The following is a 12,634-nucleotide window of genomic DNA, read 5'->3' as shown; positions in this document are numbered from 1 at the left end:
TCAAGACACTTTTTGGGCGCGAGACCAAGCCGTACCACGAGCTTTCTAGCCGCTCGGGGCGGCATTGGAGATAACCGGCGCGTTCCCGCCGGAAGGCAAAACGCCGGGGCGGGTGTCAACAATTCGGGAGCGACATTCATGGCCAAGCCTTCCTACGCCAAATATCGCCACGCCCTTCCACAGATGCATGGCGGGCTCTTCCTCAGCGACGGCGGCATGGAAACCACCCTGATCTTTCATGAGGGGCTCGAACTGCCGCATTTCGCCTCGTTCGTCCTGCTGGCGACCGAGGACGGCAGGGCTCATCTGACCGCCTACTACGAAAAGTATCTGGCGATCGCGAAGGGCCGCGGCGTCGGCTTCGTGCTCGACAGCGCGACCTGGCGGGCCAATCGCGACTGGGGCGAGAAGCTCGGCTACGGGGCTGACGCTCTGAAGGCAGCGAACCAGGCTTCGGTCGCGCTTCTGGCTGGGCTGCGCGCCCGCTGGGAGACGCCGTCGATGCCCTGCGTGATCTCGGGGGCGATCGGGCCGCGCGGCGACGGCTACAAGGCCGGCTTCATGGATGCGAGGACGGCGCAGGATTATCACAGCGAGCAGATCGCCAGCTTCGCCGAGTCGCAAGCCGACATGGTCGCGGCCTATACGATGAACACCGTCGAGGAGGCGATCGGCATCGCGGAGGCCGCGAAGGCGCATGGCATGCCCTGCGCCATCTCCTTCACGGTCGAGACGGACGGGCGGCTGGCCAGTGGCCGATCCCTGCGCGAGGCGGTCGAGATCGTCGACGACGAGACCAGCGGCGCGCCGCTCTACTACATGATCAACTGCGCCCATCCGACGCATTTCCAGCATGCTCTGGAGGCCGGCGAGACCTGGGTGCAGCGCGTGCATGGCATCCGCGCCAATGCCTCGACGCGCAGCCATGCGGAGCTGGACGAGTCGGAGACGCTGGACGAGGGCGATCCGGTCGATCTCGGCCACCGCTATCAGGCGCTCAGGCGCAACTTCCCGACGATGCGCATCCTCGGCGGCTGCTGCGGCACCGACCACCGCCATGTCGCGGCGGTTTGCGAGGCTTGCGTTCCGCCGGTGGCACTGAGCGCCTGAGAACCGGGCGAAGCGGCCTCGTCAGCGCCCGCTATCGAGTAGCCGGCCGACGACCTTCGCCGTATAGTCGACCATCGGCACGATGCGGGCATAGTTCAGCCGCGTCGGGCCGATGATGCCGACGACGCCGACGATGCGCTGCTCGGCGTCGCGGAAGGGGGCCGCCACCATCGAGGAACCGGACATCGAGAATAGCTTGTTCTCGGAGCCGATGAAGATGCGGACGCCGTCGCCGGCCTCGGCGCGCGACAGGAGGTCGATGACGTCGGTCTGCGTTTCCAGGTCGCCGAAGAGCAGGCGGATGCGCTCGAGATCCTCCTGCGCCTTCAGATCCTCAAGCAGATTGGCCTGGCCGCGCACGATCAGGTGGCGATCGGAACTCGGCCCCGAGGAGGTCGCGATGCCGCTCTCGACCAGGCGTGCGGTCAGCGCGTCGAGTTCCTGCTCCATCTGGGCGCGATGCCGGGCGATCTCGTCCCGTACTTCGCCGAGCGTCTTGCCCATGATGCGGGCGTTGAGGAAATTCGCGGCTTCCGTCAGCGCCGAAGCCGGCAAGCCGGCGGGCAGAGTCAGCAGGCGGTTCTCGACCGTGCCGTCATCGGCGACCAGCACGACCAGCGCCCGCGCCGGATCGAGCCTCACGAACTCGATGTGCTTGAGGCGCGCATTGGCCTTGGTGGTGACGACGACGCCGGCGCCGCGCGACAGGCCCGAGAGCAATGCCGAGGCCTCGGTCAGCGTGCCGTCGAGCGTCCGCCCGGTCGCGGCCGCCTTCATCTGTGCCTCGATGCGGGTGCGCTCGTCGGCGGTCAGGTTGCCGACTTCCATCATCGCATCGACGAAGAAGCGCAGCCCCCTCTCCGTTGGAAGGCGCCCCGCCGAGGTGTGCGGCGCATAGATCAGCCCGGCCAGTTCGAGATCGGTCATGACGTTGCGCACAGTCGCAGGCGACAGCGACATCGGCAGCAGACGGGCGATGTTGCGCGAGCCGACCGGCTCGCCGGTGGTGAGATAGCCATCGACGATCTGGCGGAAGATCTCGCGCGATCGCTGGTCGGTCTCGATCAACCCGCTGGGGGATTCGGGACGCGGCGTGTGGGCGCTCATTTCAGCCGGAAAGACGGGTTCGACATGCGGGTTATTGTCCGCTCTGGCCTTCAAAGGATCAAGAGGCAAGAAGGGGCGCGGCCTTTCCGTCGTGCTCGCCCTTGTGGCGAGCACGTCTTGAACACAGGCCTCGCCAGACAAAGACGTGGATGGTCGGGACAAGCCCGACCATGACGACGCAGGGAACCAAGCCCCCAACCTTGCCGCCCCTCGCGCAACCGCCTACAAGCCGCCGACCCAGGACAATCAGGATCTTCCCATGCGACCCTCCAAACGCGGCGCAGACGAAATGCGCAAGGTGACGCTCGAACGCGGCGTCGTGCGCTATGCGGAGGGCTCCTGCATGGTGACCTTCGGCGAGACCAAGGTGCTCTGCGCCGCGACCGTCGAGGAGAAGGGCCCGCCGTGGCTACGCGGCACCGGCAAGGGCTGGGTCACCGCCGAATATTCGATGCTGCCGCGCGCCACCCATGAGCGCACGCGCCGCGAGGTCACCTCGGGCAAGCCATCGGGCCGCACCCAGGAGATCCAGCGCCTCGTCGGACGGTCCTTGCGCGCCGTGGTCGACCTGACCGCGATCGGCGAGCGCCAGATCGTCGTCGACTGCGACGTCATCCAGGCGGATGGCGGCACGCGCACCGCCTCGATCACCGGCGCCTGGGTCGCACTGCACGATGCGCTGAAATGGATGGAGGGCCGCTCCATGCTGAAGGGCTCGAACCCGCTCAAGGACCATGTCGCGGCGATTTCCTGCGGCATCGTCGCCGGCAACCCGGTACTCGACCTCGACTATGTCGAGGATTCCGGCGCCCAGACCGATGCGAATTTCGTCATTACCGGCTCGGGCGGCCTCGTCGAGGTGCAGGGCACGGCCGAGGGCGCGCCTTTCTCGGAGGAGGAGCTGATGGCGCTGCTCAAGCTCGCCAAGGGCGGGGTCGGCAAGCTCGTCACGCTACAGAAGGCTGCGGTGGCCTGAGATGAGCGGGCATCGCCTCCTCTCCGGCAAGGTCGTTCTCGCGACCCATAACAAGGGCAAGCTCGTCGAGATGCGCGAGCTGATGGCGCCCTACGGGATCGAGCTCGTCTCGGCCGGCGAGCTCGGCCTGCCCGAGCCCGATGAGACCGGCCACATGTTCGCTGAGAACGCCGCCATCAAGGCTCATGCTGCGGCCAAGGCCAGCGGCCTGCCGGCACTCGCCGACGATTCCGGCATCTGCGTCGATGCGCTGGACGGCGCGCCCGGCCTGTTCTCGGCGAACTGGGCCGGGCCGGGCAAGGACTTCAAGCCTGCCATGGCGCGCGTTCTCGCCGAGATGGCCAAGCGCGGCGCGACTGCGCCCGAGAGGCGCCGGGCGCATTTCGTCTCGGCCTTGGTGATCGCCTGGCCGGACGGACATGAGGAGTTGTTCGAGGGCCGTGTCTTTGGCACGATCGTCGACGAGCCGCGCGGCGACAAGGGCTTCGGCTACACTCCGATCTTCAAGCCGGATGGCTTCGAGAAGACTTTCGGCGAGATGACCACTGCCGAAAAGGCGGGGGCGGGCGAGGCCCTCTCCCATCGCGCGCGCGCCTTCACGTTGCTGGCGGCGGCCTGCTTGCGGAAACCCACATGACAACCGGGGCCGCCCTGAGCAAGCGGCCTGCCGCGATCCTACATCCCACAGCGGATGCGGGCTTCGCGGTCTATGTGCATTGGCCGTTCTGCCTGGCCAAATGCCCCTATTGTGACTTCAACAGCCATGTCCGCCTGCAGCCGCCCGATCAGGCCCGCTATGTCGCGGCGTTCCGGCGCGAGCTGGCGCACCGGGCCGCGCTCGCACCCGGCCGCACTGTGTCCTCGATCTTCTTCGGTGGCGGCACGCCCTCCCTGATGGCGGGCCGCACCGTCGGCGCGATCCTCGATGCGATCGGCGAGTTCTGGGCGGTCGACCCCAATTGTGAGGTCTCGCTGGAAGCCAACCCGACCAGCGTCGAGGCCGGGCGCTTCCGCGATTTCCGGGCGGCCGGTGTGAACCGGGTTTCGCTCGGCGTGCAGGCACTGAACGACGCCGACCTCAAGGCGCTGGGGCGGATGCATTCGACGCAGGAAGCGCTCGACGCCGTCGCGATCGCGCGAAAATATTTCGAGCGCTATTCCTTCGACCTGATCTATGCCCGCTCGGCCACGCAGACGCCGGCTCTGTGGCGGGCGGAGCTCGAACTGGCGATCAGCCATGCGGCCGAGCATCTTTCGCTCTACCAGCTCACCATCGAGCCCGACACGATGTTCGAGCGGTTGTTCAGGGCCGGCAAGCTCGCGATCCCCGATCACGAGGCGGGCGCTGCGCTCTACGAGATCACGCAGGAAATCACCGCCCGGCACGGCCTGCCCGTCTACGAGATCTCGAACCATGCCAGGCCGGGCGCGGAGTGCCGGCACAACCTGGTCTATTGGCGCTATGGCGAATATGCCGGCGTCGGCCCCGGCGCCCATGGCCGGCTCGTCGCCGCCGAGGGCCGCATGGCGCATTCGACCGAGAAGCGGCCGGAAGCCTGGCTCGAGCGGGTCGAGGCGGAAGGCCATGCGCTGATCGAGGACGAGCGGCTCAGCATCGAGGCCCAGGGCGACGAATACCTGCTGATGGGCTTGCGGCTTGTCGAGGGAATCGACCCCGCGGTGTTCAAGGCCTTGTCCGGGCGCGCGCTCAGCGAACCTCGCGTCACGAGCCTGATCCTGGACGGGCTCCTGACCCGCAAGCCCGGCGGCAAGATCGCCTGCACGCCGGAAGGCGCGCTGGTGCTGGACGCGGTCGTGGCGGATCTAGCGGCGTGACACCCGTCATGGTCGGGCTTGTCCCGACCAACCACGTCTTCCTGCGGCGAGATCGGCGTTCAAGACGTGGATGCTCGCCACAACGGCGAGCATGGCGGTGCAGCTTCCGCCCTACTGCGTGCGCGGCCCAAGATCGCGCGGCGCGGCGTTGACCGTCACGATCTGGCCGTTGCGCAGCTCGAGCACGGCGAGGCCGCGGTCGATCTGGCCGTCGGGGCGGAAGCGGAAGACGCCGTCGGCGCCGGCGAAACCCGATGCATTGGTCAGGACGGCTTCGGAAAAACGCTGCGAACCCTGCGTGCGCGCCAGCGCCGCCGAGAGCGAGACCGCATCATAGGCCAGCGTCGCCGTACGCGTCGGCGCGCTGTTGAAGCGCGCCTGATAGCGGCCGGCGAAGGCGTTGAAGCCGGCGGTGTCGGGCGAAGCGAACCAGCCACCCTGGATCGCCGGCACGCGCGCGACATTGGCGTCGTTCCAGACACCGGTCCCCAGCGGCTTGACCTTGGCCGGATCATAGCCGGCCTGCTGGAGCGCGGTGCCAAGCGCCGGCATGGTGTCGGCGGCGGCCGGCACGAAGAGCGCGTCGGCCTGCGCCAGGGCCGGCGTCAGCCGTGTCGCGGCGGTGCGCATCGAATTCTGGTCCGGCGAGAAGCGTTCGATCACGACCACCCGGCCGCCGCGCGCAGCGACGGCCTGCTGGAAGGCAGCCTCGACGACCTTGCCATAGGCGGTGTCGGGCACCAGCGCAGCGAAGGATCTGCGGCCCTGCTGCGAGGCGTAGGCGATGACGCGGTTGACGTCGTTCTCGGGCGGGAAGGACAGGAGATAGACGCCGCGCCCGGCGACATTGGTGTCGCTGGAGAAGGCGATGACGGGGCGGTTGGCGCCGCGGGCGACCTGGGCAGCAGCCTGGACCGAGGGGGCGAAGAGCGGGCCGATGATCAGTTCGGCCCCCTCGCGCAGCGCCTCCTGCGCCGCAGCCTGGGCGCCCTCGGGCGTGCCGCGATCATCCTTGACCAGCAGGGTCAGGTCGGCATTGGGGAACTCCGACAGCGCCATCTCGGCTGCGTTGCGAAGCGAATTGCCGACGACGGCGCCCTGGCCTTCGGCCGTCAGGGGCAGGATCAGCCCGACCTTGACCTTGCCGGTGCCGATGGTCTGCCCGGTGCCCGGCTGGCCCTGTGCAGAGCCGCCGTCGAAGCCGGGCAGGCCGCCGGCTCCGCCGGTGCAGGCTGCCAGCGCCAGACAGGCGAGCGCAGCCAGCGAACAGGCACTTCGCCGAAGAATCGGTGCAAGGAGCCGATGCGACACGGGCGATCTCCAGATTCAGGGTCCCCCGACCTGGGGACTGTCCTGCCAGTGCGGCATGGTATTTTCAAGTTGTTAACTCTGTGTTGCAGTCGTCTGAGGAGGCTATGTGCCGACGGCGCGATGGCGCGGCGACCGCGCTTGTGGCAGGTTCGCGGCGATGTCGACCGCCTCCTCCCAAGCGCCGCGCGCGCCCAGTTACACCGCCTTCGGAATCAAGGCGGAGGCCGAGCCGCTGTCGCCGGGCCTGCACATCGTCGCGACGCCGATTGGCAATCTGCGCGACATCTCGTTCCGGGCGCTGGCGACGCTGGCCGCCGCCGACGCGATCCTAGCCGAGGACACCCGCACCTCGAAGACGCTGCTGGCGCATTACGGCATCTCGACGCCGCTCTACCCCTATCACGAGCACAATGCCGAGCAGATGCGGCCGAAGATTCTCGACCGGCTGCGCCAGGGCGGCAAGCTCGCGCTGATCTCCGATGCCGGCACGCCGCTGGTCTCGGACCCCGGCTACAAGCTCGTCGCCGAACTCGTGGCCGAGGGTTTGCCGGTGACCGGCATTCCCGGCCCTTCCGCCGTGCTGGCCGCGCTGGTGCTGGCGGGCCTGCCGACCGACCGCTTCTTTTTCGAGGGCTTCCTGCCGCCGAAGGCTGCGGCACGGCGCGGGCGGCTGACCGAACTCGCCGCCATTCCCGGCACGCTGGTCTTCTTCGAATCGCCGCGCCGCCTCGCCGAAATGCTGTCGGACGCCGCTGCCGTACTGGGCGAGCGCCCCGGAGCCGTCGCGCGCGAACTGACCAAGTTCTACGAGAACGTCCGGCGCGGCCCGCTTTCGGCGCTCGCGGCGCATTACGAGGGCGATGAAGAGGCGCGGGGTGAGATCGTCGTGATCATCGGCCCACCGGGCGCTGAGGAATTGGCACCGGCCGGCGACGCGATCGCAGAGCGCTTACGTGCGGCCCTCGCCCAGGTTTCGCTGAAGGAGGCGGTCGCTCAGGTCGCGGCCGAAACCGGCCAGCCGCGCCGCAAGGTCTATGCGCGTGCGCTCGAATTGACCCGCGACGAGCCTTGACCGGAGAGCTCCGCAGCCGGCGCGCCCGCCGCTCCGGCATCACCGGCCGGCGCTCGGAATGGCTCGCGATCCTCTGGCTCGCCGCCAAGGGCTACCGTTTGCTGGCACGGCGCTTCGGCGGCAAGGGCGGCGAGATCGACCTGATCGTGAAACGCGGAGGCACCGTCGCCTTCGTCGAGGTCAAGGCGCGTGGGGCGATCGAGGATGCGCTGGGGGCGATCACACCGCAGAAGCAAAGGCTGATCGAGGCCCGCATCCGGCAATGGCTGGCGCAGAACCCATGGGCGATGGACCATCACCTGCGTGCGGACGCGGTCTTCCTCGCGCCACGGCGCTGGCCGCGTCATGTGCCGGCCGTCTTCCCGCTTGTCCTGTGACGCACAGCACGCCACTTGCCGATACGGGCCGCGTCGTTCGATAAGGACGCCCCATCGACGTCGTTCGTGCCATCGGAGCGGAAGCCATGACCCTCACCGTCGCCATCCAGATGGACCCGATCGAGCGCCTGCGGGTCGCTGGCGATACCGGCTTCGCGCTGATGCTGGAGGCGCAGGCGCGCGGGCATACGCTGTTCACCTACACGCCCGACAAGCTCTCGATGCGCGACGGCAAGGTCACCGCGCCGATCCGCCCCGTCACCGTGCGCGACGTCGAGGGCGACCATTTCACCGCCGGCGCCGAGGTGAGGACCGATCTCTCGACGCTCGACGTCGTGCTGCTGCGGCAGGATCCGCCCTTCGACATGGCCTATGTCTCGACCACGCATATGCTGGAGCGCATCCATCCGAAGACGCTGGTCGTCAACGACCCCGCCCATGTCCGCAATGCGCCCGAGAAGATCTTCGTCACGCATTTTCCGGAGCTGATGCCGCCGACGCTGATCACGCGCGACAAGGCCGAGATCGAGGCCTTCCGCGACGAGTTTGGCGAGATCGTGATGAAGCCGCTCTACGGCCATGGCGGCGCGACTGTCTTCAAGACGAGCAAGGACGACCCGAATTTCGGCTCGCTCTACGACCTCTTCGCCAATCTCTTCCGCGAGCCCTGGGTGGTGCAGCGCTACATGAAGGAGATCTCGGAGGGCGACAAGCGCATCATCCTGATTGACGGCAAGGCGGCAGGTGCGGTCAACCGCGTGCCCGCCGTCGGCGATCTGCGCGCCAATATGGTGCGCGGCGGCGCGGCCAAGCCCACCGACCTCTCGAAGCAGGAGCTCGCGATCTGCGAGGCGATCGGCCCGGCCTTGCGCGAACGCGGGCTGCTGCTCGTCGGCATCGACGTGATCCACGGCAAGCTGACCGAGATCAACGTGACCGCGCCGACCGGCGTGCGCGCGATCAAGAAGCTCGGCGGGCCAGATCTGGCGGCGCAGCTCTTCGACGTGATCGAGGCGAAGGTCGCCAGCAAATCGTAAGGCCGGCGATCGGCCCCCCGATCGCGCTCAGCCCTTGACGAAGCCCTTCCAGCAGCGCCCGAACGCGATCTCGCGGCGGCCGTCGAGGGCCGGCGCATAGACCTTGCGCAGCGCCTCGTTGGCGACCGTGACAGGACATTGCGGCAGCAGGACGAGATCGGCATCCGCGACGGCGGCCAGCGCCGCGCCATCCGGCTCCGGCACGGCGCGGAAGGGGTCGGCGCCGATCGTGATGTGACGCACGCCCGTCCGGCCCATCAGCGCCGGGAACGGATTGACGAAGTTAAGGCTCATGATCGTCTCGAAGCGAGCACCCGTCTTCGCCTCGTAAGCGAGGATTCCGGTGATGCCGGCATCGACGGCCATCAGCCAGCCGAGTTGGAAATCGAGCTCCGAATAGAGCGTCTGGCCGGGCAGAATCTCCTGGTCCGCCATCGCCCGGAAGGTTTCGACCCTGTCCGCGTAGATCGTCTGCATCTTGTCGGCACGGCCCACCACCTCGGGATGCTGCGAGACCAGCCCCAAGGAACCGAGATGCTTGTGGGGCAGCGCCATGTAGCCGGTCTGCGCAAGCAGAGCCCGCCCAGCCCGCTGCAGGACCGTCTCGACCGGAGGGATCGCCGTCACAGCCACGAGTGCGAGCACCGCAAGCGCGCCGCGACGGCCACTGCCGGCCCAGCCCGTCACGATCCCGAGCAGGACCGGCCAGATGAAGATGAAAGCCTGCCCGCCGGTGTTTTGGGTCTCCAGGAACAGGCCAGCCGCCATTGTCACCGCGAGCCAGGCGAAATCGCGGTCGACCAAGTGCCGCAGCGCCGGCCATGAGCGTTCGCGCGCCAGTCGACGGAAGCCGGCCGTCACTTCATGCCGATCGAACCAGGCCAGCGTCACGACCAGCGCGCCGCCGGCCGCGACGATGTCGAGATGTAGCGAGCCGGCCCGCAGAAATCGCTCCAGGATGCCGCCGGCATTGATCTCGAGCAGCGCCACGATGCTCGCGACATAGGCGCTGACGAGCCCGCCCCAGGCCTCCAGCGCGAGCAGCGCGGCGACGGCGATGGCCGCGGCCGCCAGGCTCAGGCGGATGTCGAAGCGGCCTGCAAACAGTGCGAAGGCGACGACGAGCCCGCCTGCGAGAAAGCCGGTGATCTTGATCAGCAGCAGCGCCAGCAGGCACCAGGCCACCACGCCTGTCAGCACGCGCCGGTCGCGCAGGACGACGAGAGCCGAAACCAGCACATAGAGGACGATGCTGGCCTGGCGGTTGTAGATGCCGAAACCGTCGACGCCCGGAAAGAACGAGTATTGCTCGACATTGATCGGCAGGATCTGGAAGACGAGATAGGGCAGGAGCAGACCGAACGCGGTCGCGCGCGAGCGCCGGTCGGCTTCCCGCAGGATCAGCGCCATCGGCAGGGCCGTCACGGGGATCAGCGACCATTGCGCCAGCAGCAGAGGCTGGGCCCGGGGGAAGAGTTCACCCAGCCAGGCGAAGAGCCAGTAGCCCAGTGGACCGACCGGGGTGAGAAAGTCGAGGAGCGGCACCTGCCCGTCGGCGATCCGGTTGGCGGCGTCGATATAGAGGACGAGATCCCAGTACATCGCGCCGAGCGGCAGAATGAGCGGCCGGGTCAGCAGCAACGCACAGGCGAGGACGGCGCAGCCCAGCAACAGAAGGGGCGACAGGATCGAGGCGCGAAGGCGCAAGGGGGTCCGCGCGGGCGTGGCTTCGATCGGTTCGCCGGACTGCATCCCCACCTCGCGACGATCCATCCTGGATGCGCGCTCGATAGCGACAGCAGGTTAAGATTCCGCTGAGCGAATCAGCGACTCGCGGTGCCGTTCAGGGCGTTGGTCTCGTCCCAGCCATAGCGCAGCGTCTCGAAGCGCATGGTCAGCGCATCGATCAGCAGGAGCTTGCCGACGAGCGGCTCGCCGAAGTCGGTCACGGCGCGGATCACTTCGAGCGCCATCAGCGAGCCCACGACGCCGGGCAACGCGCCGAGGATGCCCGCTTCGGCACAGGTCGGGATGCTGCCGGCCGGCGGCGCGTCCGGGAACAGGCAGCGCCAGGTCGGATTGGGGCGACCGTCGGCACCTGTCTCATGGGCCCGTATGGTGGTGACGGAACCGTCGAAGCGGCCGAGAGCGCCCATGATCAAAGGCTTGCGCTCATGGAAGCAGGCATCGGATACGGCATAGCGCGTGGCGAAATTGTCGGAGCCTTCGGCGACGATATCATAGAAGGCGATCAGCGCACGGGCATTGTGCGGATCGATCCGGGTGACATGCTCCTCGACGACCACATGCGGGTTGAGGCGGCGAATGAAGGTCGCCGCCGCCACGGCCTTGTGGGCCCCGATGTCATCCGTGCCGAAGATCGTCTGACGCTGCAGGTTGGACAGCGAGACGATGTCGTCGTCGACGATGCCTATCTTTCCAACGCCGGCGGCTGCGAGATATTGCAGCAGCGGCGCGCCGATACCTCCGGCCCCGACCACGAGCACGCGCGCATTCTTCAAACGCTGCTGGCCCGGCCCACCGATCTCCGGCAGCACCAGATGGCGGGCATAACGTTCGATCTCGTCGTCGTTCAGGCTCATATGCGAAGGGTTAAGCCGATCCAGCGCCCGGGGCAATCGCCGGCCCCGCTTGGCCACGCCGCAAAGCCATGCCATCGTATCGATCAGATGGGGCGATCAACGACCCCTAGAGTCGAACAGGGGATATTCCATGCGTCTGAAATCGCTTGCGCTGGCGCTGGCCGGCGTCGCTCTCTCGGCCGTCGCGACGATGGCGCAGACGGCGATCAAACCGGCGGTCGTCTATGACAAGGGCGGCAAGTTCGACAAATCCTTCAATGAGGGTGTCTTTGCGGGCGCCGAGAAGTTCAAGGCAGAGACCGGCGTCGAGTTCCGCGATTTCGAGCCGACCAACGAGGCGCAGATCGAGCAGGCGCTGCGCCGCTTCGCCCGCGACGGGCATTCGCCGATCATCGCGGTGGGCTTCTCACAGGCGACGGCGCTGCAGAAGGTCGCCGCCGAGTTTCCGGACCTGAAGTTCACCATCATCGACATGGTGGTCGACCTGCCGAATGTGCAGTCGGTCGTGTTCAAGGAGCATGAGGGCTCCTATCTCGTCGGGCTGCTGGCCGGCCTTGCCTCGAAGACCAACAAGGTCGGCTTCGTCGGCGGCATGGACATCCCGCTGATCCGGAAATTCGCCTGCGGCTACGTCCAGGGCGTCAAGGCCGCCAAGAAGGACGCCGAGATCTTCCAGAACATGACGGGCTCGACGCCGGCCGCCTGGAACGACCCGGTCAAGGGCGGCGAGCTCGCCAAGTCGCAGATCGACCGCGGCGCCGACGTGATCTACCACGCCGCCGGCGGCACCGGCATCGGCGTGCTGCGCGCCGCCGCCGATGCCGGCAAGCTCGGCATCGGCGTCGATTCCAACCAGAACGCGCTGCAGCCCGGCAAGGTGCTGACCTCGATGCTGAAGCGCGTCGACGTCGCCGCCTACACCTCGTTCAAGGCGGCGCGCGATGGCGCCTGGAAGCCGGGCATCTCCGTGCTGGGCCTGAAGGAGGACGGCGTCGGCTGGGCGCTCGACGACGCCAACAAGGCGCTGATCACGCCCGAGATGAAGGCCGCCGCCGACAAGGCGCGCGCCGACATCATCAGCGGAGCGGTGAAGGTTCACGACTATATGTCGGATTCGAAGTGCACGATCTGACGTGCTGTAGAACCTCGTCATTCTCGGGCGAAGCGCAGCGCAGACCCGAGAATCTCATGCGGGAGATGCTCGG

The 12,634-nt window shown here is 67.7% G+C and carries 12 protein-coding genes; 8 read left to right on the top strand and 4 right to left on the bottom strand.

Annotation, left to right across the window (positions count from 1 at the left end):
• Positions 1–138: 138 nt before the first annotated feature.
• A complete protein-coding gene (locus AC1RMY_RS14260) occupies positions 139–1,110 on the top strand; it encodes a homocysteine S-methyltransferase family protein (protein WP_492865477.1) in 972 nt (323 codons plus the stop codon).
• 21 nt (positions 1,111–1,131) lie between these two features.
• On the opposite strand, the gene hrcA is transcribed toward AC1RMY_RS14260, so the two are convergent.
• Positions 1,132–2,217, bottom strand: coding sequence for a heat-inducible transcriptional repressor HrcA (gene hrcA, locus AC1RMY_RS14255; RefSeq protein ID WP_492865475.1), 1,086 nt, complete (start codon positions 2,215–2,217; stop codon positions 1,132–1,134).
• 259 nt (positions 2,218–2,476) lie between these two features.
• Here hrcA and rph point away from each other — a divergent pair, with 259 nt between their 5' ends.
• The 3 genes from rph to hemW are packed head-to-tail and all read left to right on the top strand — an operon-like array spanning position 2,477 to position 5,029.
• A complete protein-coding gene (gene rph, locus AC1RMY_RS14250; protein WP_492865473.1) occupies positions 2,477–3,193 on the top strand; it encodes a ribonuclease PH in 717 nt (238 codons plus the stop codon).
• Position 3,194: 1 nt separating this feature from the next.
• The gene (gene rdgB, locus AC1RMY_RS14245) at positions 3,195–3,830 is read left to right on the top strand and encodes an RdgB/HAM1 family non-canonical purine NTP pyrophosphatase (RefSeq protein ID WP_492865471.1); all 636 of its coding nucleotides are present in this window, start codon (positions 3,195–3,197) and stop codon (positions 3,828–3,830) included.
• On the top strand, positions 3,827–5,029 hold the full coding sequence (gene hemW / locus AC1RMY_RS14240; RefSeq protein WP_492865469.1) for a radical SAM family heme chaperone HemW: 1,203 nt from the start codon (positions 3,827–3,829) through the stop codon (positions 5,027–5,029). The genes rdgB and hemW overlap by 4 nt, the downstream gene beginning before the upstream one ends.
• A gap of 111 nt (positions 5,030–5,140) precedes the next feature.
• Here the strand turns inward: hemW and AC1RMY_RS14235 are convergent, their stop codons facing one another.
• Entirely contained in the window at positions 5,141–6,340 is a 1,200-nt protein-coding gene (locus tag AC1RMY_RS14235) for a penicillin-binding protein activator (RefSeq protein ID WP_492865467.1), read from the bottom strand.
• Between the two features lie 157 nt (positions 6,341–6,497).
• On the opposite strand from AC1RMY_RS14235, the gene rsmI reads away from it, so the two are divergent.
• From rsmI to gshB, 3 genes are all read left to right on the top strand, one after another.
• Positions 6,498–7,412: a 16S rRNA (cytidine(1402)-2'-O)-methyltransferase gene (gene rsmI / locus AC1RMY_RS14230; protein WP_492865466.1), complete on the top strand. Its 915-nt coding sequence runs from the start codon at positions 6,498–6,500 to the stop codon at positions 7,410–7,412.
• A complete protein-coding gene (locus tag AC1RMY_RS14225) occupies positions 7,409–7,789 on the top strand; it encodes a YraN family protein (protein WP_492865464.1) in 381 nt (126 codons plus the stop codon). The genes rsmI and AC1RMY_RS14225 overlap by 4 nt, the downstream gene beginning before the upstream one ends.
• An 86-nt stretch (positions 7,790–7,875) precedes the next feature.
• Positions 7,876–8,826, top strand: coding sequence for a glutathione synthase (gshB, locus tag AC1RMY_RS14220; RefSeq protein WP_492865462.1), 951 nt, complete (start codon positions 7,876–7,878; stop codon positions 8,824–8,826).
• Positions 8,827–8,853: 27 nt separating this feature from the next.
• Here the strand turns inward: gshB and AC1RMY_RS14215 are convergent, their stop codons facing one another.
• Both AC1RMY_RS14215 and AC1RMY_RS14210 read right to left on the bottom strand, forming a co-directional pair.
• Positions 8,854–10,578 carry a hypothetical protein gene (locus AC1RMY_RS14215; RefSeq protein ID WP_492865461.1) on the bottom strand — a complete coding sequence of 575 codons (1,725 nt, stop codon included), beginning with the start codon at positions 10,576–10,578 and terminating at the stop codon, positions 8,854–8,856.
• A 71-nt stretch (positions 10,579–10,649) separates the two neighbouring features.
• Positions 10,650–11,429, bottom strand: a complete 780-nt coding sequence (locus AC1RMY_RS14210) for a HesA/MoeB/ThiF family protein (protein WP_492865459.1) — start codon at positions 11,427–11,429, stop codon at positions 10,650–10,652.
• A gap of 136 nt (positions 11,430–11,565) precedes the next feature.
• Between AC1RMY_RS14210 and AC1RMY_RS14205 the strand changes: the two genes are divergently transcribed.
• Positions 11,566–12,561, top strand: coding sequence for a BMP family lipoprotein (locus AC1RMY_RS14205; RefSeq protein ID WP_492865965.1), 996 nt, complete (start codon positions 11,566–11,568; stop codon positions 12,559–12,561).
• Positions 12,562–12,634 lie beyond the last annotated feature (73 nt).

The organism is Allobosea sp. GW822-FHT03F07 (genome assembly GCF_058801345.1).
Note: the sequence above shows the minus strand (reverse complement) of the source record. Positions and strands in the feature narration are given on the sequence as shown.

What these genes read in the sequence shown, in the direction of transcription:
- AC1RMY_RS14210 (WP_492865459.1), bottom strand. Translation starts at nt 11,429, where the DNA reads ATGAGCCTGAACGACGACGAGATCGAACGTTATGCCCGCCATCTGGTG.
- hrcA (WP_492865475.1), bottom strand. Translation starts at nt 2,217, where the DNA reads ATGAGCGCCCACACGCCGCGTCCCGAATCCCCCAGCGGGTTGATCGAG.
- AC1RMY_RS14260 (WP_492865477.1), top strand. Translation starts at nt 139, where the DNA reads ATGGCCAAGCCTTCCTACGCCAAATATCGCCACGCCCTTCCACAGATG.
- gshB (WP_492865462.1), top strand. Translation starts at nt 7,876, where the DNA reads ATGACCCTCACCGTCGCCATCCAGATGGACCCGATCGAGCGCCTGCGG.
- rsmI (WP_492865466.1), top strand. Translation starts at nt 6,498, where the DNA reads ATGTCGACCGCCTCCTCCCAAGCGCCGCGCGCGCCCAGTTACACCGCC.
- hemW (WP_492865469.1), top strand. Translation starts at nt 3,827, where the DNA reads ATGACAACCGGGGCCGCCCTGAGCAAGCGGCCTGCCGCGATCCTACAT.
- AC1RMY_RS14215 (WP_492865461.1), bottom strand. Translation starts at nt 10,578, where the DNA reads ATGCAGTCCGGCGAACCGATCGAAGCCACGCCCGCGCGGACCCCCTTG.
- rdgB (WP_492865471.1), top strand. Translation starts at nt 3,195, where the DNA reads ATGAGCGGGCATCGCCTCCTCTCCGGCAAGGTCGTTCTCGCGACCCAT.
- rph (WP_492865473.1), top strand. Translation starts at nt 2,477, where the DNA reads ATGCGACCCTCCAAACGCGGCGCAGACGAAATGCGCAAGGTGACGCTC.